Genomic DNA, 20,252 nt, shown 5'->3' with positions numbered 1-20,252 from the left:
TCGGTCGATGGTTTTCCGATCCAGCGTTGGCGGTCGCCCGGGGCGTTGTTCGTCGAGCAGACCGTCCACTCCGGATTCCACAAACCGATTGCGCCATTTGTGCACTGTCTTGCAGGATACGAACTGCTCATCTGCGACCTCGCTGGGTGTTTTCCCTGCATGTAACGCCAGGACAATCTTCGCCCGAGTAATCTGACCCTGGGGCAATGTGGTGGAGCGTAACCAGCCACGCAACGTACGCGCACTGGAAGCATCGATGGAGAATTCTTGAGGTCTACGCATACCGGCATAGTACACCTTTTCCCGTTAAATTACTCTATTTATCAAGCGGCCCACTAGCCTGCCGGAGCCCCCTGCGGCTCACCCGTTCGGGGGATCAAAAGTCCTCGCGGTCCGGCAGTACACGGTACACTTCGGATATCTGTTCAGGGCCGGTCACCGTACATTGTAGATCCTGGATGAGGCCGTCCTTGAGGCTGTACACCCAACCGTGCACCGACAGCGCCTGATTGCGCGCCCACGCATTCTGCACAATGGTGGTATGGCACACATTCGAAACCTGGCTGATGACATTGAGCTCGCAGAGAAGGTTCACCCGCTCTTCGTCACTCTCGAGTGCCGCAATACGCCGACGGTGGCGTTGCTGAACATCCTTGATGTTGCGCAGCCAGTTGTCGATAAGGCCGTTGTCGCGATTCTCAAACGCGGCGCGCACGCCGCCGCAATTGTAGTGCCCCACCACCAGAACGTGTTTTACCCGCAACACATCCACCGCGTACTGCAACACGGTCAGGCAATTGAAGTCTGTGTGCACCACCATGTTGGCGACGTTGCGATGAACAAACACCTCGCCTGGCAGGAGGCCGACAATCTGGTTGGCCGGCACGCGGCTGTCCGAACAGCCAATCCACAGGTACTCCGGGCTTTGCTGGTTTGCCAGCTTTTCGAAGAAATCGGGATCAGAGGTTTTTACGGACTGCGCCCAGGCTCGGTTGTTATCAAAAAGGTCGTCGATACTCCTCAAGGGCACAGCCTGTCTCCAAGGTCAGATCATCAGGGTGGAGAGACGGCCGAGTTTGAGTTGATTACCATTACCCGCGACCGCGCTCTGCACAGCTTTCGAGCTGGCACTCTGCATTTGCCGCGCCAGCTGCGCCATGTCAACCGCGGGGTACTGCTCTGGCTCCCACGTGACAAGACCGAGGCTAAGCGTAACCTGAAGCACCGCGCCACGGCCATCATCTATCAGGAAATTTTCGATGTCCCGGCGAATGCGTTCTGCCACATCGATGGAGGGTGACTCACTGGTGCCGGGCAGAAGCACCGCCAGGCGGGAGTCCGACAGGCGGGCGAGGTAGTCGGTGGCGCGCAGGCCTGATGAGACACGCTCGGTGACCTTTTTCAACACGAAACGGCCCGTGATCTCACCGTAGTGCCGATATAGCTCTTCAAACTCATCGACCTCCAGCATGAGTACGGACAGGGCCTCATTGCCGCGCCTGGCGCGGGCGATTTCGCGTGCGATATCTTTCTCGAAGCCGCGCAGGTTACTGATCTGGGTGAGCGGGTCCAGCATGGTCAGGCGGGAAATCTGCTGTCGACTCACCGCATTCTTGAAGCTCTGGGATACCACCGAGGCCAGATGGGTTACCACCTCGCCATCCGCCGGTGTGGTTTCCATGGGCCGGTCGACAAAACCACAGTGATAGCTTCCCAGAAGCCTGCCCGAATCCATGAGGGGTACCAGCAGCGCATGCTGGATACCCTGGTCCGTTTTCAACACCTCAAACATGCGAGAGTCGGTGGCGTCCAGCAGCATCACCTCGGGCTCCATGTCATAGAGCTCCTGCATTTCGAATACATCGTGATGCAGCTGCAGGTACTGGCCGTAGCGATGACCCGATACCATCAGGCTGGCCAGCACATTCTCGGGATCATAGAGCCAGAGCTCGGCAATACGGAACCCGAAATGCCGGGGCATGCTGACCAGCAGCACTTCAAGCAGTGCGCCGAGATCAGGCGCGTCGAGCATCATGCGTTGCATCTGCCTGGCCTGGTCGACCAGCCAGCGGTTCAGCTGGATGGTTTCGGAACGGCGCTGTTCGCGCACTTCCGCAGGGCTGGCAGGTGCTGGCGCCGCTTCAATTTCCTCACCAGGCAACACATCGTACACAGAGTCATCCGACATTCGGGATCCCGCCGTTAGCAGGACAAAATACGCCTGCGATGGACACAATTATTGGCTTGTCAGTGTAAGCGGCCTATACTCGCGTTGCAAACACAGCCCGCCTTGCAATGTAACAATCTGTTACCCAGAGTCGGCGGGCATGTTTGCAAACCTGGGGGTGGCTTCGGCCTGAGATACCGCTTGCGGTAAACCCTTTGAACCTGACCCGGTTAGGACCGGCGTAGGGATAGGTGCACGTCTCCTGTTCATTCCGCATATCCAACCGGTTCTCTTGCTGTTCTGAATGGAGAACCCGATGAAGACATCTTACACGTTTGGCACCACGCTCCTCACCACCCTGCTCGCCGCTACCACGGCCACGTCGCAAGAACTGAGCGAGGTTCTGGTCACGGCTGAGTGGCGCGACACACCGCTTTTGAGCCAGTCCACGTCGACCAGCGTGCTAACCGCCGACGGCTTGCGCGAGCGCGCTGCACAACATCTTGAGGAGGTGTTCAATGTCATTCCGAACCTCAACTATGCGAGCGGCGCCGCGCGCGCACGCTACTTCCAGATCCGCGGCATTGGTGAGCGCAGTCAGTTTCAGGAACCCCTCAACCCATCTGTGGGATTGCTGATCGACGGCATTGATTTCAGTGGGCTGGGTGGCATCGGCACTTTGTTCGATATCGCCCAGGTCGAGGTATTGCGCGGACCCCAGGGCACGTTGCATGGCGCCAACGCCCTCGCCGGCCTGGTGAACATCCGCAGCGCAGCGCCCGAGGCCACCGCAGGGCTGCGCCTGGAGGCCACCGTCGCCGACTACAACACCCAGGCACTGGGTGTGGTCGGCACCGGCCCGCTGGCGGGTGAACAGCTGCTATACCGGGTGGCCGTGCAGCAATACCGCAGCGACGGCTACTACAGCAATGACTTCCTGCAACGCGACGATACCAATGAGCGCGACGAAACGACCGTGCGTGCGCGCCTGCGCTGGCTGGCCTCGGATTCGGACACACTCGACCTGAGCCTTGTGCTGGCCGACATCGACAACGGTTATGACGCTTTCTCGCTGGATAACACGCGTCGCACGCTGTCCGATGAGCCCGGTCGCGACCGGCAGGAGACCAGCGCTGGCAGCCTCAACTGGAAAGCCGCGCGCTCGTCGCTGGACATCGAGGCGCTGCTGACCGTCGCCACAACCGACACCGAGTACAGCTTCGACGAGGACTGGAGCTTTGTCGGCATCGCCCCGGAGCTGGAGTACAGCTCTTTCGACCGCTATCTGCGCGAGCGCGACAGCGTCAGCGGCCAACTGCGGTTGCTGTCCAACGAGCAGTCACGCCTGTTTGGTGGCTGTTCGGACTGGGTCGCCGGCCTCTATTACCTGGGCGACCGCGAGGACCTGGATCGCCAGTACACCTACCTCGACGCGCCGTTCAACAGCCGTTACGACACTGACACAGCGGCCGTGTTCGGCCAGCTGGATACCCGCCTCAGCGACAGCCTGATACTGTCCAGTGGCCTGCGCCTGGAGCAGCGCCGCACGGATTACACCGATAGCAATGGCGTTGACGAACAGGTTGAAAAGAACCTGTGGGGCGCGCGCCTGGCACTCGAATATCAGCCCGCTGACGGCGCGCTATGGTATGCCAGCATTTCGCGCGGTTACCGCGGCAACGGCGTAAATGCCGTCGTTCTCGCCAGCGCGGGCACGACCGCCAACCCCGAGCAGGAGGCTCTGCTGGCTGGACTCGGCCGTTTTGACGAAGAGACACTGCTCAACTACGAGCTCGGATACAAGGCCGAGGCACTCGACGGCAGCTTGCGGAGTCGATTGGCCCTGTTCTACATGGACCGCGACGACCAGCAGGTGAAAGGTTCCGTACCTTTGCCGCGGGAGGACGGCAGTACCGCGTTCTTCGACTACATCAACAACGCCGCCCGGGGGCACAACTACGGGCTGGAGCTTGAACTCGACTGGCTGGTGAACGCGTCGCTGGAGCTCTACGCCAACCTGGGGCTACTGGACGCCAGCTTCGATAGCTACATCAACGCCGACGGCGTCGATCTTGCGGGTCGCGAGCAAGCCCATGCGCCGAGCTACCAGGCGGCGCTGGGAGGCCGCCTCGCGCTGACCGAACACGTTTATGCGCGCATCGATGTGGAGGCACGCGACAGTTTCTACTTCTCTGACCGTCACGACGTGCGCTCGGAGGCCTACGAACTGGTGCACCTGCGCCTGGGCTGGGCCGCCGGCAACTGGGACGTGGCGCTGTGGGCCCGCAACCTCGGCGACAGGGATTACGCCACGCGAGGCTTCGGCGCCTTCGGCAACGACCCCCGCAATGGCTATGCGGTTGAACCCTACTACCAGTTCGGTGAACCACGTCGCGTTGGTGTGAGCGCGAGCTACCAATTCTAGTGCCAGAGAGGATTCCTACCATGGACGTTACCGCAGAACTCAGCCTGTACCCGCTGCAGGAGGACTACATTCCCGTCATTCAGCGCTTTATTGAGCAACTGGCCGCGACGCGAGATATCGCCGTCGTGACCAACGCGATGAGTACGCAAATCAGCGGCGATGCCAGTGCCGTTTTCGGTATCGTGCAGGCGGCGCTGGAGGCGAGTTATCGCGACTTCGGCAAGCAGGTCCTGGTCTGCAAGTTCATCCCCGGATTGCTACCCATTCAGTCGCCATGACAATCGACGCCTGGCTCGCACAGCTGACGGCAGCAGCCGCCAGCCTCTCCGGGTGGGAGCTGGTTGCCGTTCTGCTGGGCGTCGCCTACCTGCTGCTGGCAGTGCGGGAAAGTCTGTGGTGCTGGTACGCAGCCTTCGCCAGCACGGCCATTTTCCTGTGGCTATTCTGGCAGGTCGGGCTACTGATGGAGTCAGCACTGCAGGTGTACTATCTGGCGATGGCACTCTACGGCTGGTATCAGTGGCGTGGCGGCGCCAGCACACCAGCTGCGGCGTCCCTGCAGCCATTGCCCATCGGCACATGGCCCGTGCGCCATCACCTGCTGGCTGTTGCCGCAATCCTGGTTGCCAGCGCGACCAGCGGCTTTCTCCTGGAACGCCACACGGATGCGATGTTGCCCTATGTGGATTCATTTACCACCTGGGGCAGCATTCTCACCACGTGGATGGTGGCGAGAAAACTGCTGGAGAACTGGCTGTACTGGCTGGTGATAGACAGCGTTTCCATTTACCTCTATCTGGAGCGCGGGCTGTTTCTTACCGCCGCGCTGTTCGCTGTGTATCTGGTTATCGTCATTTTCGGCTACCGACAGTGGCGCAAGCAATACCACCTGCAATGTACGAGCGGCTGACCCGGGCCCTGCAGACCTGGCGTGACTGGCAGGTCGAGGGCCTGCAAGCCGCGCCACGCCCGCTGCGGCAACTGGGTTGCGGCCTGAACAATCACAGCTATCTCGTAGCCAGCGGTAGCCAGCGATTTGCGTTGCGCCTCGCGGGCAAGAAGTTGGCGGCAAACCCCGCATGGCAGTGCACGGAATGGCAGGCGCTGGCCCTGGCCCACAGCGCCGGTCTCGCGCCCGCACCGCGCCATCTCGACACCAACGCCGGCGTGCTCGTGTGCGACTACCTGTCCCCGGATACGAACGTTGCGGAAAACCTTGTGACAGTGGGCGCCCTGCTGCGTCGAATCCACGCGTTGCCGCAACTCACTCCAGGGCCGACACTGGCCGCGCGCTGCGAGGCTGCTGCCAGCGCCGTACGCTATGCACAACCTGGCACCTGGCAGCAGCTGCAAGCTCTGGCGGCACGCGTAGGACCGCTGCTCACCCGGCTCGAAGACACGGGCCCGCAAGGGCTTTGTCACAACGACCTGTTGCGCGCCAATCGCGTTACCAGTGGCGGCGAGCTGTGGGCAATCGACTGGGAATATGCCGCCACCGGCCCCGTGTGGTTCGACCTTGCCGCGGTGTGCGCGGGGGATGAGCTCGACAGTCCGGCACGCCGCGCGCTGCTGACGGGCTACCTGGGCACCGCGCCTGCGGCGCCGGACTGGCAACGCCTGAACCTGTTCGAGTGCGGCTACCGCTATCTGGAATTACTCTGGCACATCGAGACTGCAACCGACCCCGCTGCTGCGTCACTGGTGGAAAAACAGTCTCGTCTTGCGCGGTGTATAGACGCTACTGACGCCCACTGAACGGCAGCGCGGTAGCGCTGAACGATTCAGCGCCAGAGGCACCCTCGCCTCAATCGCGGAAGTTGGTGAACTGCAGCGGGAGGTCGATGTCGCATGCTCGCAGCAGCGCAATGGCCTGCTGCAGGTCGTCACGCTTCTTGCCTGTGACCCGCACCTGATCGCCCTGTACTTGTGCCTGCACCTTGAGCTTTGCTTCCTTGAGCTGCTTAACGATGGATTTGCACTGCTGGCTATCGAGCCCGTTGCGCAAGGTCACGGTCTCTCGCACCAACTTGCCACTGACAACCGCATCACCGACTTCCATCGCTTGCGGGTCGATGTCGCACTTGATCAACGCACTGCGCAACATGTCCTCCATCTGCGCCAGCTGGAATTCCACCTCCGCATGCACCGCGACAGTGTGCCCGTCGCGCTCGAAACCGGCATCAATACCCTTGAAGTCGAAGCGGTTGGCAACAATGCGCGAGGCTTGATCCACGGCGTTGGTCAACTGGTGCAGGTCGACTTCCGATACAACGTCGAAAGATGGCATAGTGCATTTCCCCAATTCAGGCGATGAGACAGGATCAACATGGTAATCGGCCGGCACCGCATTGCAATCCCTGCAGACCGCTAATATGCACGAGCGCCACTGGCATATCCTTGGCGCCGGCGCAATCGGCAGCCTGTTCGCCTGCCTCTTTCAGGAGGCCGGCATTCGCTGTTCCCTGCTGCTGCGAGAGGGGCATGCGGCACCGGACAACGGCACCCGCCAAATACGCCTGCACGAAGGCGAGCACAGTCGCGCGCACACATTCGAGGCAGGCCCTACCGCAGGCCCCGAACCCATTCATTATCTGCTGGTGTGCACCAAGGCCTACGACCTCCTTGCAGCGCTCACCCGCGTGCAGCCGCGCCTGGCCAAGGACGCCGTTGTGCTGCTGCTCGCCAACGGCCTCGGATACCAGCAGCGCATCAGCGAGCAGTGGCCGCAGCTTACCGTGTTCAGCGGCAGCACCACCGAGGGAGCGTTCCGCGAAGGCGGCGACTGCGTACGTCGCGCCGGGCGGGGAACCACCTGGCTTGGCCGCAGAGGCCTGATGCGCCCACCCGCGTGGTTCAGCGACTGGCAGGCACTGGACGCAGATTGCAGCTGGGCAGCAAACATCGACACCATCCTGTGGCGCAAGTTTGCCATCAACTGCGCAATCAACCCGCTCACCGCGCTACATCGCTGCCGCAACGGGCTGCTCGCGGACGACAGCGCACTCACCGATCAGGTGCAGGACCTGTGCCTGGAAATTGCCGCCGTTGGCGAGGCGGCGGGGGAGCACGAAGCCGTGTCCAACCTGTATCCGTCGGTGATGGAGGTGGTTGCCGCCACCGCACACAACCGCTCCTCCATGCTTCAGGATGTCCTCGCCGGGCGTCGCACAGAGATCGACTATCTCACCGCCTTCCTCGTGGCAACGGCAGACAGCTTGGGCCTTGCCGTACCGCATAACAGCGCCGTACTCGCCGCCCTGCGCACAGCGAGTACGGCTATGCCGCAGGCCGACTGAATCAGGGGTCCGCCGCGAACAGCTCCGCGACGGCCCTGCCAGTCAGCTCCTGCCAGCGATGTGCGGGCGACCCCTGCGGCACCAGCGCCTGACGGTAGCGGTACGCCCCGCCACGTTCCCGCTCAAGGCCCAGCACGCACAGCGCCGGAGAACAGTGCAGCGAGATCTGCAGCGTTTCCTCCGGCGGTCGCCGCGTATAGTTAAGTGTGCTGGGATAGAACGGCGCCGACTCTCCCTGGAACAGCAGCCCCGGCCTCACCGCCAGCAGTTGTTCGCGCAGGGTCAAAAGCAGGCCCTCAACACCATCACTGCCGGGCAGGGCCGCGTGCGCGGGCTCCAGCACAACCAGCGGCCGCGGCACGGCAAGCCGCTGATCCCGGGGCCATAGCGCAAACAGCGTAACCGTTAGCACACAGGCCACTGTAGCGGCCGCCGTGAGCCAGTGCCGCCGCCGCCAATACCGGCCAAAACCGAATAACGCCCACTCCCCCGGCCGCGGCGGCATACGCGAGCGCGCCTGTCGGCTGAGGCTGCGGGGAATCTGCAACGGCAGATCGTCACTGGCCTCCTGGCGAAAATACGGCTCGGCTTCATCGCGCAAGGGCGAGCGCAACTGCCGTGGTTGTGCCGCCGCCATCGTCTGTAGTTGACGTCGCACCGCGTGCGTATTCGATGGCCTGTCTTCAGGATTCGCCGCCAACAGGCTTGCGACCAGCGGCGCCATGCCACTGGGCAGCGAGGCGCCATCCGGCAGCGCCGCCGGCAGAGGAGGCGCAGCGCCGCGCAACAGGGCATCGGCATCCAGACCGTGACGCCCCTGAAAGGGATGGCGACCCGCTACCAGACGATAGAGCAGGCAACCCAAGGCAAACAGATCCGAGCGAACATCCTGCGGCTTGCCCAACAACTGCTCGGGCGAAATACAGGAGAGGCTGCCACGTGCCGTAGCGACAGAGCCCTGCTCCGCTGCGAGACCAAAGTCGGTCAGCTTGACGCGCCCTTCCGCCGTGACCAGCACGTTCCCCGGTTTGATGTCTCCGTGCACAATACCGCGCTGGCGACCCGCCGCAATCGCCGCTGCCACGTCACTGGCCACAATCAGAATGCTGGCGAGGGAGAGCTCCCGCTCAGCGAGCAGCTCCTCCAGGTCGCACCCGGGCACGTATTCCATAATCATGGCCAGATGCGTATCGCCAACGATCACGTCGTGCATCTTGACCACACGCGAGCTGTCCAAAGCGGCGACGGCCTGAGCCTCGCGCAGGACTTTGCGGCTGTGCGCCGGCTCTGCTGGCAGCGCGTGTATCTTTGCGACGATGCGTCGACCCAGGCGTTCATCTACACCCAGGAACACCGAACCCTGACCGCCGCGCCGGATAAGCCGGAGGATGCGGTAAGGCCCGATGCGATCAGCGCCCCTCAATCTGCGCTATCCATCCCGGCCCGCGCAACGGTACGGTGCGCCAGTCGACTGCGCAGTGCGATCGCCGACACACGCAAGGCCCGTGCAGCGGCGGTGACATCCTGCCCGGCGCGCGCAAGCGCCTCGTCCAGTTCCACGTCGGGCACCTGTGCGGCCAACCGCAAGCCCAAAGAAGGCAACCGCCGATACAGGGCCTGCCGACTCATACCCGCGCGCCGCGCTGCAGCGCTCACCTCATAGCGCTCCTGTTTGAGCAGGGCGCGCAGGGCTTCGTCACCGAGTTCTACCGGAGCTGAGGCTGGCTCCGCCGCCGGGGTATCAGCCACGCCCTCCGCCACCTCCTGCCACACCAGCGCCGGGGGCAGGCCGTCCTCCGCATGCAGAACAAGCTGACGTGCGCAATTACTCAACTCGCGCACGTTGCCGGGCCACGCGTGGCGCTGGCAGTGGTAAAACAGCTCGGCCCAGCGGGCAATACGCAGCGGGTCCTCCGATGATGTGGGCAACATGGATATTGAGCCGGTTTCCGCACAGGCCCGCTGCAGAAATAGGCAGAGCAATTCACCGATGTCTTCAGGGTGCTCGCGCAGCGGGGCAACGCGGATTTCCGCACTAGCCAGCCGGTGTCGCAGAGCGCTGCGAAAGCGGCTATCGGGCTCGTCCAGGGCGGCATCCGTTGCCGAGATAATCCGCACGTCCACTTTGCGCAGCGGCCCGCCCACGGGTTGTACCTCGCGTTCCTGCAGGGCGCGCAGGAGCTGCGGTTGCACCTCTTCCGGTGTATCTCCCACTTCATCCAGAAACAGGCTGCCACCCTCCGCCTGCTGAAAATAACCAACACTGTTGCGCTCTGCACCGGTGAACGCACCCCGGGCGCTACCAAAGAGCACAGCAGCCGCTACACCCGCAGGAATCGCCGCCATATTCACCGGCACCAACGGACCGACTGCGCGCTCACTCTGCGCGTGCAGGGCGCGCGCTACCAGCTCCTTGCCGCTGCCGGTTTCACCGCGAATAAGCACGTCCAGGCCGCAAGCGGCAACCCGCGCGATGTCGCGACGCAAGCCCTGCATATAATCGCTGCTGCCACACAGTTCGTCGTCTGTATCGGCGACCGACGCCGCGGGCGATGATGATGCGCCAGCGGAAGCCGGCAGCTCGCGCAGTAGCAGAACGACGCTGTGAGCAAGTTGCAGCACGATACCCCGGCGCAGATCAGCAGCGGAAAACTCACGTGCCTCCTGCGCCCACTCCCCATTGAAGCGGCAACGGCAGGCACCGGGCAGGGGCGTGAGGGTAACACCCTCTTTGTGAAACTGGATGCGCAGCGCCTGTCGGCTGATGTAGGGGTCAGCGAGCGGGGCGCCACTGGCGCTGCCTGGGCGGGTAAACACGGGAGACTGCCGCCCCAGGACCGCAGCCTTGCGGCTCACCCCCTGCCACAGTACGCGCTCGCCGATGCGCGCAACGTCGGGATGGAATACCAGCGTCAACGCACGCACCCGACGCGCCGGACTGGGGGTAAGCTGCGCAAATACCGAGGGTAACGTGGTATCAGCGCGAATATCTTCCGGCATAGGCAGACCTGGCGTTCTGTGCACTCCGCTGGGTTTAACCGGAAGTCTAGCAGCTGCTGCGCCTGTTTGCGCCTGTGCGGTCACATCTGATGCATCGCGCCAGCCGACTGGCAGACATCAGCCGGCAATGGCCACCAGTGCGATAACCAGCACCCAAACCACAGCGCTGCGCGCAAGCAGCGCACCCAGTGCCCGCGCTTCATCGGCCGCCGTTCCCGCATCAAAACCGTCAGCCGCGGTCTGCGCCGCCGCCGCGCCGACCGCGCCCAGCATTGCGCTGGCGTCACGCGAGGAATCCATTAACGCATCGCGCATCGCGTCACGGCTATGCATAAAGTTGCCGACCAATGCGAAGGTCAACCCCAGCAGCCGCGCAGGCACCCAGTCAACCACAAACAGCACGCGCGCGGCACCCGGCCCGGCGGCTTGCTGCGCATACAATTGCAGCAAGCGGTAGGCAAAGGCCCAGGCGGGCCCCAGCACGATGAACAGCAACACCACGGCAAACCAGCGTTGATAACCCTCGTACAATAGTCGGCCCTGCAGCTGCGCATACGCGTCATCGATTTCATCCGGGCCGGAGGCCAGTGCCAGGTCATCTGCCCCCAGTGCATCACAGAGATAGAGCCAACCCGTTTCCACGTTTCCGCGTTCACAGTGACCACAGTACTGAGCCACCAGCGCCTGGAAGTCACCGCGACCAAAGCTGAACAGCAACACCAGCGCCGCGAGCAGTATCCAGGGCAAGCCGAACAGCAGCGGTGCCAGCGCGGCCAGCAACAGGCTCAAAATCAGCGCGGGCAACAACACCACCAGCACCAGCTGTACCGCATCCAACAGCCCATGCGCCGCAATTCGCTCGCGGTAGTGTTGCCACCAGCGGTCGCGATGCAGCCAGGGCTCGGCGCCGCCAAATTGTCGCAGCGCCAGCGCAAGGATCAGGGCGAGAAAGGTCATGCGGTATCTCCTGCGGATGCCAGGCTGGCGCGGTAGCGCGACCAGTTGAAAGCGGGGCCGGGGTCCGTTTTTCGTCCCGGCGCAATGTCGGCGTGGCCGGCCAGGTGATCGTGACACAAGCCGGGATAATAGGCGATCAGTGCATCGGTGAGGGACGTGAGCGTTGCATATTGCGCGTCGGTGTAAGGCACCTCGTCGGCCCCTTCCAGCTCGACGCCGATGCTGAAGTCATTGCAGTTCTCGCGATCACGCCAGCAGGACAGGCCGGCGTGCCAGGCGCGCAAATCGGTGGCGACAAATTGCACCAACTCGCCACCGCGGCGAATCAGAAAGTGCGCGGACACCTCAAGCCCGCAGATCTCGGCGTAGAAAGGGTGCGCCGTCCAGTCCAGGCAGTTGGTAAACAGCTGCTCAATAGCGTCGCCGCCGAAGCAGCCCGGCGGCAGGGAAATATTGTGGATCACCAGCAGGTCGACAACCGTGCCAGGCGGGCGCGGCCCGCAGTTCGGCGAGGGCACTGCGCGCGCCTGTTGGACCCAACCCTTATCGAGCGTATAGCGCATGCGAACCCCACTGCGTAAGCGTCCATCATAATGCAGCCCCGGCGGGGGCTCAACGCACCGCCGGCGGGCTGCTACAATTGCGCCCTGTTCTCACCCGCTCAATCATCATGGACGCACACCCTATGCCCGCGCTTACCGACAACGATATACAAGACAACGTGCGCGCCGCGCTGGCGGAGGACGTGGGCGGTGGCGATATCACGGCGGCACTGATTCCCGCCGCTGCGCTGGCGACGGCGCGCGTCATCACCCGTGAGGACGGCGTGCTTTGCGGACGCGCCTGGGTCGACGCCGTGTTCGCCGCAGTGGACCCCGACCTGCAACCGGAGTGGTCCAGCGCAGATGGGGAGCTGATTACCGCTGGCAGCACACTGTTCACGGTGCGCGGGCCCGCACGCGCCCTGCTCACCGCGGAGCGCAGCGCGCTGAATTTCCTGCAGCTGTTATCCGGTACCGCGACCCGCTGCCACCACTATGCTACGTTGGTTACCGGCACCGGCGTGCGCCTGCTGGATACCCGCAAAACCATTCCCGGACTGCGCAAGGCCCAGAAGTACGCCGTGCGCTGCGGCGGTTGCCACAATCACCGCATCGGCCTGTACGATGCCTTTCTGATCAAGGAAAACCACATCAACGCCTGCGGGGGTATCGCCGCTGCCGTGCGCGAAGCGCACAAGGTGGCTCCGGGCAAGCCCGTGGAAGTGGAAGTGGAAACCATGGCCGAACTGGAGCAGGCCCTCGGGGCGGGCGCAGACCGGGTCATGCTCGATAATTTCACACTGCAGGCCATGCGCGATGCGGTGGCGCTGGTGGCCAAACGCCTGGAACTGGAGGCGTCTGGCAACATCACCGAAACCACGTTGCGCAGTGTCGCGGAAACTGGTGTCGACTTTATCTCCATTGGGGCACTTACCAAGGACACCCGGGCCCTGGACCTCTCCATGCGCCTGCTGGACTGAAGTGGGCGTTTTTGCCGCCTAGATGAGCGGCACAGCGCTGATCACGATGCCGTTGTTGTCGGCGTAGACATAGTCCCCCGGCGCGATACGTGCGCCGCCGAACTGCAGCGTGATATCGCGCTGCCCTTCTCCCCGCTTCTCGGTTTTTAGTGGCGTCGCGCCGAGGGCCTTGACGCCCAGCGGGGTTGCGGCGATCTCGTCCACATCGCGCACGGCGCCATTGATCACCAGGCCGCTCCAGCCGTTACGTGCCGCCTCTTCCGCCAACATGTCGCCCAACAGCGCGCGACGCAGGGAGCCGCCGCCGTCCACGACCAGCACCCGCGCTGCACCGGGCTCGGCAACGGCCTGCTTCACCAGGGAGTTGTCCTCGTGGCACTTGATCGTGACCGCCCGTCCGGCAAAGCATGGATGAGCGCCAAAATCGCGGAACTGCAATTCAATCACCAACGCCTCGGGGGCGGCATCAGTCAGGTCCGGCGTGGAAAAAAGCGGCATATTGCCTCCTAGAGCCAGTCGACAGGATAGCTGGCAAGCGCTTCGGGTCCCGCGGCGATGGCGCTGGCGTGCGCCCGACAACGGGGTAACACCTGGTCAGCGTAGAAGCGTGCTGTGGCGATCTTGCGCTCGTAGAAGGGGTTATCCGAACCGTCGGCCAGTCGCGCCTGCGCCACCAGGGCGGAGCGCGCCAAATGCCAACCGCCAAACAGATAACCGCACTGCATCAGGTAATCGAAAGATGCGCCCAGCGCCTGCTCCGGTGCCGCATCCAGTGCAGCAACAAGCTGCCCCGTAGTTTCCTCCGCGCCCGCGAGGGCTGCTGCCAGAGCGTCTGCAATAGCCGCCAGGGCCGGTTGTTCCGTCGCACGCAAGGCATCCACCGTCGCCGCAACGTCGGCCAGCGCATTGCGCATGGCACCGCCCTGATCGCGCCCCAGCTTACGGGACACCAGGTCCGCCGCCTGAATGCCGTTCGTGCCCTCGTAGATCGAGGTAATGCGCACATCACGCAGGAACTGCGCCGCGCCCGTTTCTTCTATATACCCCATGCCACCGTGCACCTGCACGCCGAGTGAGGTCAGCTCCTGACCGACCTCGGTCATCCACCCCTTGATCACCGGAATCATCAGGTCAATGCGAAACTGGTGCCGGGCGCGTTCGGTTTCCGCGCCACGGTGCGCCAGGTCCATGGTGACCGCTTCGGTATACACCAGCGCACGCATCGCCTCGATCAGCGCGCGCATCGTGAGCAGCATGCGCCGCACATCCGGGTGCTCAATAATCGCGACGCCGCCCTGCACGCGCTCACGCGCGTAGGCCACCGCCTTCTGGTAGGCGCCCTCCGCGGCGCCCAACCCCTGCACACCCACCTTGAGGCGCGCTTCATTCATCATGGTGAACATGCAGGCAAGGCCGCGATTCTCTTCGCCCACCAGGTAGCCCAGGGCGCCTTCATTGTCGCCAAACGCCATCACACAGGTGGGGCTGCCATGAATGCCCAGTTTGTGCTCGGTGGACACCGGGTAGACGTCGTTGCGCTCACCCAGGCTGCCATCGTCGTTAACGAGAAACTTCGGCACCAGAAACAGGGAGATACCGCGGCTGCCTTCGGGCGCATCAGGCAATTTCGCCAGCACCAGGTGGATGATGTTGTCCGTCGCGTCGTGGTCACCCCAGGTAATGTAGATTTTCTGTCCGTGAATGCGGTAGTGGTCTCCTTCGGGAACGGCACGGGTTTTCATCACCCCGAGATCGGAGCCGGCGCCGGATTCCGTAAGGTTCATGGTGCCGGCCCATTCCCCGGAGTGCATCTTCGGCAGGTAGCGCTGCTTCAACGCCTCGCTGGCATGGGCGTGGATCGCCAGCGCCGCACCCGAGCTCAGCATGGGTGCCAGGCCGAAGGCGAGGTTGGCACTGTTCCACATCTCGCAGGCGGCTGTAGCATAGAGCTCCGGCAAACCCTGACCACCGTAGGCGGGATCCGAGGAAATGCCCATCCAGCCGCCAGCGCCCAGCTGTTGCAATGCCTCGCCGTATCCGGGGCTCAGGGTAATCGCACCGTCGGCGCAGGTTGCCGGGTGTACGTCCCCCACCCGACGCAGCGGTGCCAACACATCGCCGGCCAGCCGCGCCCCTTCATCGAGCAGTGCAGTACTCAGCTCCGCCCCTACCCCAAGGTCCTCGAAGGCGGGCAATGCGCCGAGGACCTGCCCTACATCCAGTAACTCATCAATCAAAAACGTCATGTCCTCAATCGGGGCGCGGTAGCTGCTCATGGCAATGCATTCCTTATAGGTGAGGTAGCGAGAATGGCAAAGTATAGCGCCTGAGCGCCCGCGTCACGGACAGCGCAACAATGCCCCTTGGCAATTCTAGCGAAGGGCCTATAATTTTCACAATCTATCGTCTGCATCCCCGCCATTCTCAAGATGAATACACTATGTCCACCAAACTGAACCGCATCGATCTCAACCTGCTCGTCTACCTGGATGCCCTGCTGCGTGAGCGCAACGTGACCCAGGCCGCGCACCAGCTGAACCTGTCGCAACCCGCCATGAGTAACGGCCTGCGCCGGCTGCGGGACCTGTTCGACGACCCGCTGCTGGTGCGCACCTCTGACGGCATGACACCCACAGAGCGCGCGCTCGAGCTCGAGCCCCAGGTCCGCGAAGTATTGATGAACATCGAACAGGCCGTGCAGCCGCGCTCGGCGTTCGCACCCGAACAGGCACAGCGTGTTTTCCGCATCATGGCCAGTGACTACGCGGAGTCCACCCTGCTGCCGGCGGTACTGGGCAAGCTGCGGGTGCAGGCGCCGGGCCTGACGCTGGATATCATGACGCCTTCCGACGTGAGCTTCCTCGACGTGGAACGCGGCAAGGTGGACATGGTGATCAACCGCTTCGACTCGATGCCCCAATCCTTCCACCAGATTCACCTCTGGAACGACAGCTTCTCCTGCCTGCTAAGCCCGGAAAACCCGGTGCTGGAGGACTTCACCCTGGAAAACTACCTGCAGGCGAAGCACATCTGGGTCAGTAAAACCGGCATGGGCGTCGGGGTGGGCGTGGACCCCGATGATGTGCAGCGCCTCGGCTGGGTAGACAGTGCGCTGGCACGGCTGGGCAAGAAGCGCCAGATACGGGTGTTTACCCGCCATTACCAGGCCGCCATGACGCTGGCGGAACAGAACGACCTGATCGTGACCCTGCCGACACGCGCCGCACGCCTGAAACGCAACAACCCGCGCGTGGTGCTACGCGATCCGCCCCTGGACATCCCGCCGCTGGAATTGAAGATGGCCTGGAGCCCGCTGTTGCAGCACAATCCCGCCAACCGCTGGCTGCGTAAACTTATTGCCGACACGGCACGCGAAATGGACAACCAGCCACCGCTGCCGTAAGCGCAGACACCTTTATTCAACATGCGAATGACCGCGATAAAAACGATAAATTGGATAAATTATCACCTCAGGCCGTAGACTAGCCCTTTTCCGGTGGGCGCAGAGCGCGCCCCACAGCCAGAGGAATGAACCCCCATGAGCGAGCGCATCATCGAAGGCGGCCTGCATGTTGCAACGGCCTTGCACAACCTCCTGGAACAGGACATTGCACCCGGTACCGGGGTGAGCCCCGCACAGTTCTGGCAAGGGCTGGATGCTATCGTGCGAGACTTCGCGCCCCGCAACCGCTCATTGCTGGCCACCCGCGCCGCCATGCAGGAGGAGATCGACAACTGGCACCGGGCCCACCCGGGTGCCGACTACGACCGGGCTCAGTACAAGGCATTCCTCGAAGACATTGGCTACCTGCTGCCCGAACCGGCAGACTTCACAATCACCACCGAGAATGTCGACCCCGAGGTCGCCACACTCGCCGGGCCACAGCTGGTGGTGCCGGTCATGAATGCGCGCTACGCATTGAATGCCGCCAATGCACGCTGGGGCAGCCTCTACGATGCACTCTATGGCACCGATGTGATCCCCGAGACCGGCGGTGCCGAGCGCGCCGGCGGCTATAACCCCGTGCGCGGCGAGCGCGTTATTGCCTGGGCGCGGCAATTCCTCAACGCCCACTGCCCGCTGTCAACCGGGGACCACAGCCAGGCCACTGCCTACACCGTGGTCAACGGCGCCCTGCAGGTGGTACTGAACGGCGGCCAGATCAGCTCGCTGGCCACGCCGGCACAGTTTCGCGGCTACCGCGGCGAAGGCAACGCACCGACCAGCGTGCTGCTGCAGCACAATGGCCTGCACATCGAGATCCTGATCGACCCCCTCAGTGATATCGGTGCTACCGACCCGGCCGGCGTCAAGGACCTGGTGCTGGAGGCGGCACTGACCACCATTCAGGACTGCGAAGACTCCATCGCCGCCGTGGATGCCGCCGACAAGGTGGTGGTCTACCGAAATTGGCTGGGGCTGATGCGTGGCGACCTGGAGGATTCCTTCCGCAAGGGCGAGGAGACGCTGACCCGTCGCCTGAACCCGGACCGTGTATTCACCGCGGCCGATGGCAACGAGCTGGTACTGCCAGGCCGCAGCCTGATGTTTGTGCGCAACGTGGGCCACCTGATGACCAACGATGCGATCACCGACGACGATGGGCGCGAAATCCCCGAAGGCATCATGGACGGCATGTTCACCGCCATGATCGCCCTGCACGACCTGCGCGGCGAGGGGCCCCTGCATAACTCCCGCAAAGGCAGCATTTACATCGTCAAACCGAAAATGCACGGCCCGGATGAAGTCGATTTTACCTGCGCGCTGTTCGACCGCATCGAGGACGCGCTGGGCCTGCCGCGGAACACGATCAAGCTCGGCATCATGGACGAGGAACGCCGCACCACGGTCAACCTGAAAGCCTGCATTGAGCGCGCCAAAGCGCGTCTGGTGTTCATCAACACCGGCTTTCTGGACCGCACCGGGGACGAAATCCACACCAGCATGGAAGCCGGCGCCATGACGCCCAAGGGCGCAATGAAACAGGAACCCTGGATCAACGCCTACGAAGACTGGAACGTGGATACGGGGCTGGCCTGCGGGCTGCTTGGTAAAGCGCAGATCGGCAAGGGCATGTGGGCCATGCCAGACCTCATGGCGGACATGCTGCAGGCGAAAGTAGCGCATCCCAGGGCGGGTGCGAGCACGGCCTGGGTGCCTTCACCCACCGCTGCCACCCTGCACGCCACGCACTACCACGACATCAACGTGGCCGCGCGCCAGCAGGAACTGCAGGCGCGGCCACGCGCCTCGCTGGACGATATCCTGACCATTCCGCTGAAGGGCGCTGCTGGCCTGAGCGCTGACGACATCCAGCGCGAACTGGACAACAACGCCCAGGGCATTCTCGGTTACGTGGTGCGCTGGATTGATCAGGGGGTGGGCTGCTCCAAGGTCCCGGACATCCACGACGTGGGGCTGATGGAAGACCGCGCCACCCTGCGCATCTCCAGTCAGCACATTGCCAACTGGTTACGCCATGGCGTGTGCAGTGAGGCGCAGGTACTGGAAACCCTGCAGCGCATGGCGGCTGTGGTTGACCAGCAAAACGCGGGAGACCCGGCCTACCGCAACATGGCACCGGGTTTCGACAACAGCGTCGCCTTCCAGGCCGCACTGGAGCTGGTGCTGCAGGGCTGTGAGCAGCCCAGCGGCTACACCGAGCCCGTGCTGCACGCACGGCGCCGTGAGGCCAAAGCAAAATACGGCGGCTGAGGGAAGCGGCCCCGCCAACGCGGGGCCAGATCACACCAGATTGCGCAGTGCCTGCATTGGCTCCATGAACGGGAGCCCCAGGGCCTCTGCCACTGCCGCATGGGTGACCTGCCCGGCATGCACATTGAGGCCGTTGCGCAGGTGCTCATCCTGTTCCAGTGCCGCGAACACACCGTGCCGGGCCAGCTTCACCGCATAGGGCAGCGTGGCATTCGTTAATGCCATGGTGGAAGTTCTGGCCACACCGCCAGGCATGTTCGCCACACAGTAGTGGACCACGCCGTCCACCACATAGGTCGGGTCCTGATGCGTGGTCGCGCGGCTGGTTTCGAAACAGCCACCCTGATCAATGGCCACATCCACCATCACCGCGCCCTTCTTCATTCTCGCCACCAGGTCGCGACTGATCAGCTTGGGCGCTGAAGCGCCCGGGATGAGCACCGCCCCGACCACCAGATCCGCCTGCAACGCATAGCGCTCCACGGCCTCCTTGGTGGAGTAGACCGTTTTCAAGCGGCCGCCAAACAGCATGTCCAGTTCTTTCAGGCGGTTGAGGTCGCGATCCAGCAGCGTGACATCCGCGCCCATGCCCATGGCCATGCGCGCGGCGTTGATGCCTACTACGCCCCCACCGATCACCATGACCTGCGCCGGCTCCACCCCCGGCACGCCGCCCAGCAATACGCCATTGCCGCCCTGGGCCTTTTCCAGATTGTGCGCACCGGCCTGAATGGCCATGCGACCCGCTACCTCGCTCATGGGTGCCAGCAGGGGCAGGCCACGGCTCGCGGAGGTAACGGTTTCATAGGCGAGGCAGGTGGCGCCGGAGGCCAGCAGCGCCTTGGCCTGCTCCGGGTCAGGCGCGAGGTGCAGGTAGGTAAACAACAACTGGCCGGGGCGCAGCATGCGGCATTCAACCGGCTGTGGCTCCTTGACCTTGATGATCATCTCCGCCTCGGCGAAGAGCGCTTCCGCGTCGGCGACAATATCGGCACCCGCCTCCCGATACTGGGCATCGTCAAAGCCGATCGACTCGCCGCCATCGCGCTGTACCAGCACGCGGTGGCCATCGTGCACCAGCTCTCCCACGCCGGCCGGCGTGAGACCAATGCGATACTCGTGATTCTTGATTTCCTTTGGTACGCCAATCAGCATGTGCCCACCCTCCA

The 20,252-nt window shown here is 63.3% G+C and carries 19 protein-coding genes and 1 riboswitch; of the genes, 8 read left to right on the top strand and 11 right to left on the bottom strand.

The window, feature by feature from the left end; genetic code table 11:
• From G533_RS24065 to G533_RS0115475, 3 genes are all read right to left on the bottom strand, one after another.
• On the bottom strand, nt 1-282 hold a 282-nt coding region (locus G533_RS24065; RefSeq protein ID WP_144079906.1), incomplete at its 3' end, for a helix-turn-helix domain-containing protein.
• A 94-nt stretch (nt 283-376) separates the two neighbouring features.
• Nucleotides 377-1,024 carry a carbonate dehydratase gene (gene can / locus G533_RS0115480; protein WP_027950752.1) on the bottom strand — a complete coding sequence of 216 codons (648 nt, stop codon included), beginning with the start codon at nt 1,022-1,024 and terminating at the stop codon, nt 377-379.
• Nucleotides 1,025-1,045: 21 nt separating this feature from the next.
• The gene (locus tag G533_RS0115475) at nt 1,046-2,188 is read right to left on the bottom strand and encodes a sensor domain-containing diguanylate cyclase (protein WP_027950751.1); all 1,143 of its coding nucleotides are present in this window, start codon (nt 2,186-2,188) and stop codon (nt 1,046-1,048) included.
• Nucleotides 2,189-2,331: 143 nt separating this feature from the next.
• A riboswitch (TPP riboswitch) is annotated at nt 2,332-2,433 on the top strand.
• 50 nt (nt 2,434-2,483) lie between these two features.
• Here G533_RS0115475 and G533_RS0115470 point away from each other — a divergent pair.
• The 4 genes from G533_RS0115470 to G533_RS0115455 are packed head-to-tail and all read left to right on the top strand — an operon-like array spanning nt 2,484 to nt 6,347.
• Complete coding sequence (locus G533_RS0115470) at nt 2,484-4,592, top strand: TonB-dependent receptor (protein ID WP_027950750.1); 2,109 nt, start codon at nt 2,484-2,486, stop codon at nt 4,590-4,592.
• Between the two features lie 20 nt (nt 4,593-4,612).
• The gene (locus G533_RS0115465) at nt 4,613-4,870 is read left to right on the top strand and encodes a YkoF family thiamine/hydroxymethylpyrimidine-binding protein (protein ID WP_027950749.1); all 258 of its coding nucleotides are present in this window, start codon (nt 4,613-4,615) and stop codon (nt 4,868-4,870) included.
• Nucleotides 4,867-5,502: a nicotinamide riboside transporter PnuC gene (pnuC, locus tag G533_RS0115460; protein ID WP_051230448.1), complete on the top strand. Its 636-nt coding sequence runs from the start codon at nt 4,867-4,869 to the stop codon at nt 5,500-5,502. Before G533_RS0115465 ends, pnuC begins: the two co-directional genes overlap by 4 nt.
• Nucleotides 5,487-6,347, top strand: a complete 861-nt coding sequence (locus tag G533_RS0115455; RefSeq protein WP_027950747.1) for a phosphotransferase — start codon at nt 5,487-5,489, stop codon at nt 6,345-6,347. Before pnuC ends, G533_RS0115455 begins: the two co-directional genes overlap by 16 nt.
• A 49-nt stretch (nt 6,348-6,396) precedes the next feature.
• Here the strand turns inward: G533_RS0115455 and G533_RS0115450 are convergent, their stop codons facing one another.
• Nucleotides 6,397-6,879 (bottom strand): YajQ family cyclic di-GMP-binding protein, encoded by a 483-nt coding sequence (locus G533_RS0115450; protein WP_027950746.1) that lies wholly within the window; start codon nt 6,877-6,879, stop codon nt 6,397-6,399.
• Nucleotides 6,880-6,964: 85 nt separating this feature from the next.
• Between G533_RS0115450 and G533_RS0115445 the strand changes: the two genes are divergently transcribed.
• On the top strand, nt 6,965-7,888 hold the full coding sequence (locus G533_RS0115445; RefSeq protein WP_035528451.1) for a 2-dehydropantoate 2-reductase: 924 nt from the start codon (nt 6,965-6,967) through the stop codon (nt 7,886-7,888).
• A 1-nt stretch (nt 7,889) separates the two neighbouring features.
• Here the strand turns inward: G533_RS0115445 and G533_RS23625 are convergent, their stop codons facing one another.
• The 4 genes from G533_RS23625 to ampD all read right to left on the bottom strand — a co-directional run bounded on the left by G533_RS23625 (nt 7,890) and on the right by ampD (nt 12,408).
• Complete coding sequence (locus tag G533_RS23625) at nt 7,890-9,311, bottom strand: serine/threonine-protein kinase (protein ID WP_027950744.1); 1,422 nt, start codon at nt 9,309-9,311, stop codon at nt 7,890-7,892.
• Nucleotides 9,308-10,888 (bottom strand): sigma-54-dependent transcriptional regulator, encoded by a 1,581-nt coding sequence (locus G533_RS22265; RefSeq protein WP_051230447.1) that lies wholly within the window; start codon nt 10,886-10,888, stop codon nt 9,308-9,310. Before G533_RS22265 ends, G533_RS23625 begins: the two co-directional genes overlap by 4 nt.
• Nucleotides 10,889-11,005: 117 nt before the next feature.
• Nucleotides 11,006-11,845: a regulatory signaling modulator protein AmpE gene (gene ampE, locus G533_RS0115430; protein WP_027950743.1), complete on the bottom strand. Its 840-nt coding sequence runs from the start codon at nt 11,843-11,845 to the stop codon at nt 11,006-11,008.
• Complete coding sequence (ampD, locus tag G533_RS0115425) at nt 11,842-12,408, bottom strand: 1,6-anhydro-N-acetylmuramyl-L-alanine amidase AmpD (RefSeq protein WP_027950742.1); 567 nt, start codon at nt 12,406-12,408, stop codon at nt 11,842-11,844. Before ampD ends, ampE begins: the two co-directional genes overlap by 4 nt.
• A gap of 122 nt (nt 12,409-12,530) precedes the next feature.
• On the opposite strand from ampD, the gene nadC reads away from it, so the two are divergent.
• Nucleotides 12,531-13,367, top strand: coding sequence for a carboxylating nicotinate-nucleotide diphosphorylase (nadC, locus tag G533_RS0115420; protein WP_027950741.1), 837 nt, complete (start codon nt 12,531-12,533; stop codon nt 13,365-13,367).
• An 18-nt stretch (nt 13,368-13,385) separates the two neighbouring features.
• On the opposite strand, the gene rraA is transcribed toward nadC, so the two are convergent.
• Together rraA and G533_RS0115410 are read right to left on the bottom strand one after the other, a co-directional pair.
• Complete coding sequence (gene rraA, locus G533_RS0115415; RefSeq protein ID WP_027950740.1) at nt 13,386-13,865, bottom strand: ribonuclease E activity regulator RraA; 480 nt, start codon at nt 13,863-13,865, stop codon at nt 13,386-13,388.
• 8 nt (nt 13,866-13,873) lie between these two features.
• Nucleotides 13,874-15,643, bottom strand: coding sequence for an acyl-CoA dehydrogenase (locus G533_RS0115410; protein ID WP_027950739.1), 1,770 nt, complete (start codon nt 15,641-15,643; stop codon nt 13,874-13,876).
• A 164-nt stretch (nt 15,644-15,807) separates the two neighbouring features.
• Here G533_RS0115410 and G533_RS0115405 point away from each other — a divergent pair, with 164 nt between their 5' ends.
• Both G533_RS0115405 and G533_RS0115400 read left to right on the top strand, forming a co-directional pair.
• Nucleotides 15,808-16,770 carry a LysR family transcriptional regulator gene (locus G533_RS0115405; RefSeq protein ID WP_027950738.1) on the top strand — a complete coding sequence of 321 codons (963 nt, stop codon included), beginning with the start codon at nt 15,808-15,810 and terminating at the stop codon, nt 16,768-16,770.
• A 135-nt stretch (nt 16,771-16,905) separates the two neighbouring features.
• On the top strand, nt 16,906-19,083 hold the full coding sequence (locus G533_RS0115400) for a malate synthase G (protein WP_027950737.1): 2,178 nt from the start codon (nt 16,906-16,908) through the stop codon (nt 19,081-19,083).
• Between the two features lie 30 nt (nt 19,084-19,113).
• Here the strand turns inward: G533_RS0115400 and ald are convergent, their stop codons facing one another.
• On the bottom strand, nt 19,114-20,238 hold the full coding sequence (gene ald, locus G533_RS0115395; protein WP_027950736.1) for an alanine dehydrogenase: 1,125 nt from the start codon (nt 20,236-20,238) through the stop codon (nt 19,114-19,116).
• Nucleotides 20,239-20,252: the final 14 nt, after the last annotated feature.

The organism is Haliea salexigens DSM 19537, from assembly GCF_000423125.1.
In the GTDB taxonomy this organism is placed as follows: Bacteria; Pseudomonadota; Gammaproteobacteria; order Pseudomonadales; family Halieaceae; genus Haliea; species Haliea salexigens.
This window is presented reverse-complemented; position numbering and strand designations above follow the sequence as displayed.

Excerpts from the sequence above, each read along its gene's own strand:
- G533_RS0115475 (WP_027950751.1), bottom strand. The coding sequence starts at position 2,188 with ATGTCGGATGACTCTGTGTACGATGTGTTGCCTGGTGAGGAAATTGAA.
- G533_RS0115470 (WP_027950750.1), top strand. The coding sequence starts at position 2,484 with ATGAAGACATCTTACACGTTTGGCACCACGCTCCTCACCACCCTGCTC.
- G533_RS0115465 (WP_027950749.1), top strand. The coding sequence starts at position 4,613 with ATGGACGTTACCGCAGAACTCAGCCTGTACCCGCTGCAGGAGGACTAC.
- pnuC (WP_051230448.1), top strand. The coding sequence starts at position 4,867 with ATGACAATCGACGCCTGGCTCGCACAGCTGACGGCAGCAGCCGCCAGC.
- G533_RS0115455 (WP_027950747.1), top strand. The coding sequence starts at position 5,487 with ATGTACGAGCGGCTGACCCGGGCCCTGCAGACCTGGCGTGACTGGCAG.
- G533_RS0115450 (WP_027950746.1), bottom strand. The coding sequence starts at position 6,879 with ATGCCATCTTTCGACGTTGTATCGGAAGTCGACCTGCACCAGTTGACC.
- G533_RS0115445 (WP_035528451.1), top strand. The coding sequence starts at position 6,965 with ATGCACGAGCGCCACTGGCATATCCTTGGCGCCGGCGCAATCGGCAGC.
- G533_RS22265 (WP_051230447.1), bottom strand. The coding sequence starts at position 10,888 with ATGCCGGAAGATATTCGCGCTGATACCACGTTACCCTCGGTATTTGCG.
- ampE (WP_027950743.1), bottom strand. The coding sequence starts at position 11,845 with ATGACCTTTCTCGCCCTGATCCTTGCGCTGGCGCTGCGACAATTTGGC.
- ampD (WP_027950742.1), bottom strand. The coding sequence starts at position 12,408 with ATGCGCTATACGCTCGATAAGGGTTGGGTCCAACAGGCGCGCGCAGTG.
- nadC (WP_027950741.1), top strand. The coding sequence starts at position 12,531 with ATGCCCGCGCTTACCGACAACGATATACAAGACAACGTGCGCGCCGCG.
- rraA (WP_027950740.1), bottom strand. The coding sequence starts at position 13,865 with ATGCCGCTTTTTTCCACGCCGGACCTGACTGATGCCGCCCCCGAGGCG.
- G533_RS0115410 (WP_027950739.1), bottom strand. The coding sequence starts at position 15,643 with ATGAGCAGCTACCGCGCCCCGATTGAGGACATGACGTTTTTGATTGAT.
- G533_RS0115405 (WP_027950738.1), top strand. The coding sequence starts at position 15,808 with ATGTCCACCAAACTGAACCGCATCGATCTCAACCTGCTCGTCTACCTG.
- G533_RS0115400 (WP_027950737.1), top strand. The coding sequence starts at position 16,906 with ATGAGCGAGCGCATCATCGAAGGCGGCCTGCATGTTGCAACGGCCTTG.
- ald (WP_027950736.1), bottom strand. The coding sequence starts at position 20,238 with ATGCTGATTGGCGTACCAAAGGAAATCAAGAATCACGAGTATCGCATT.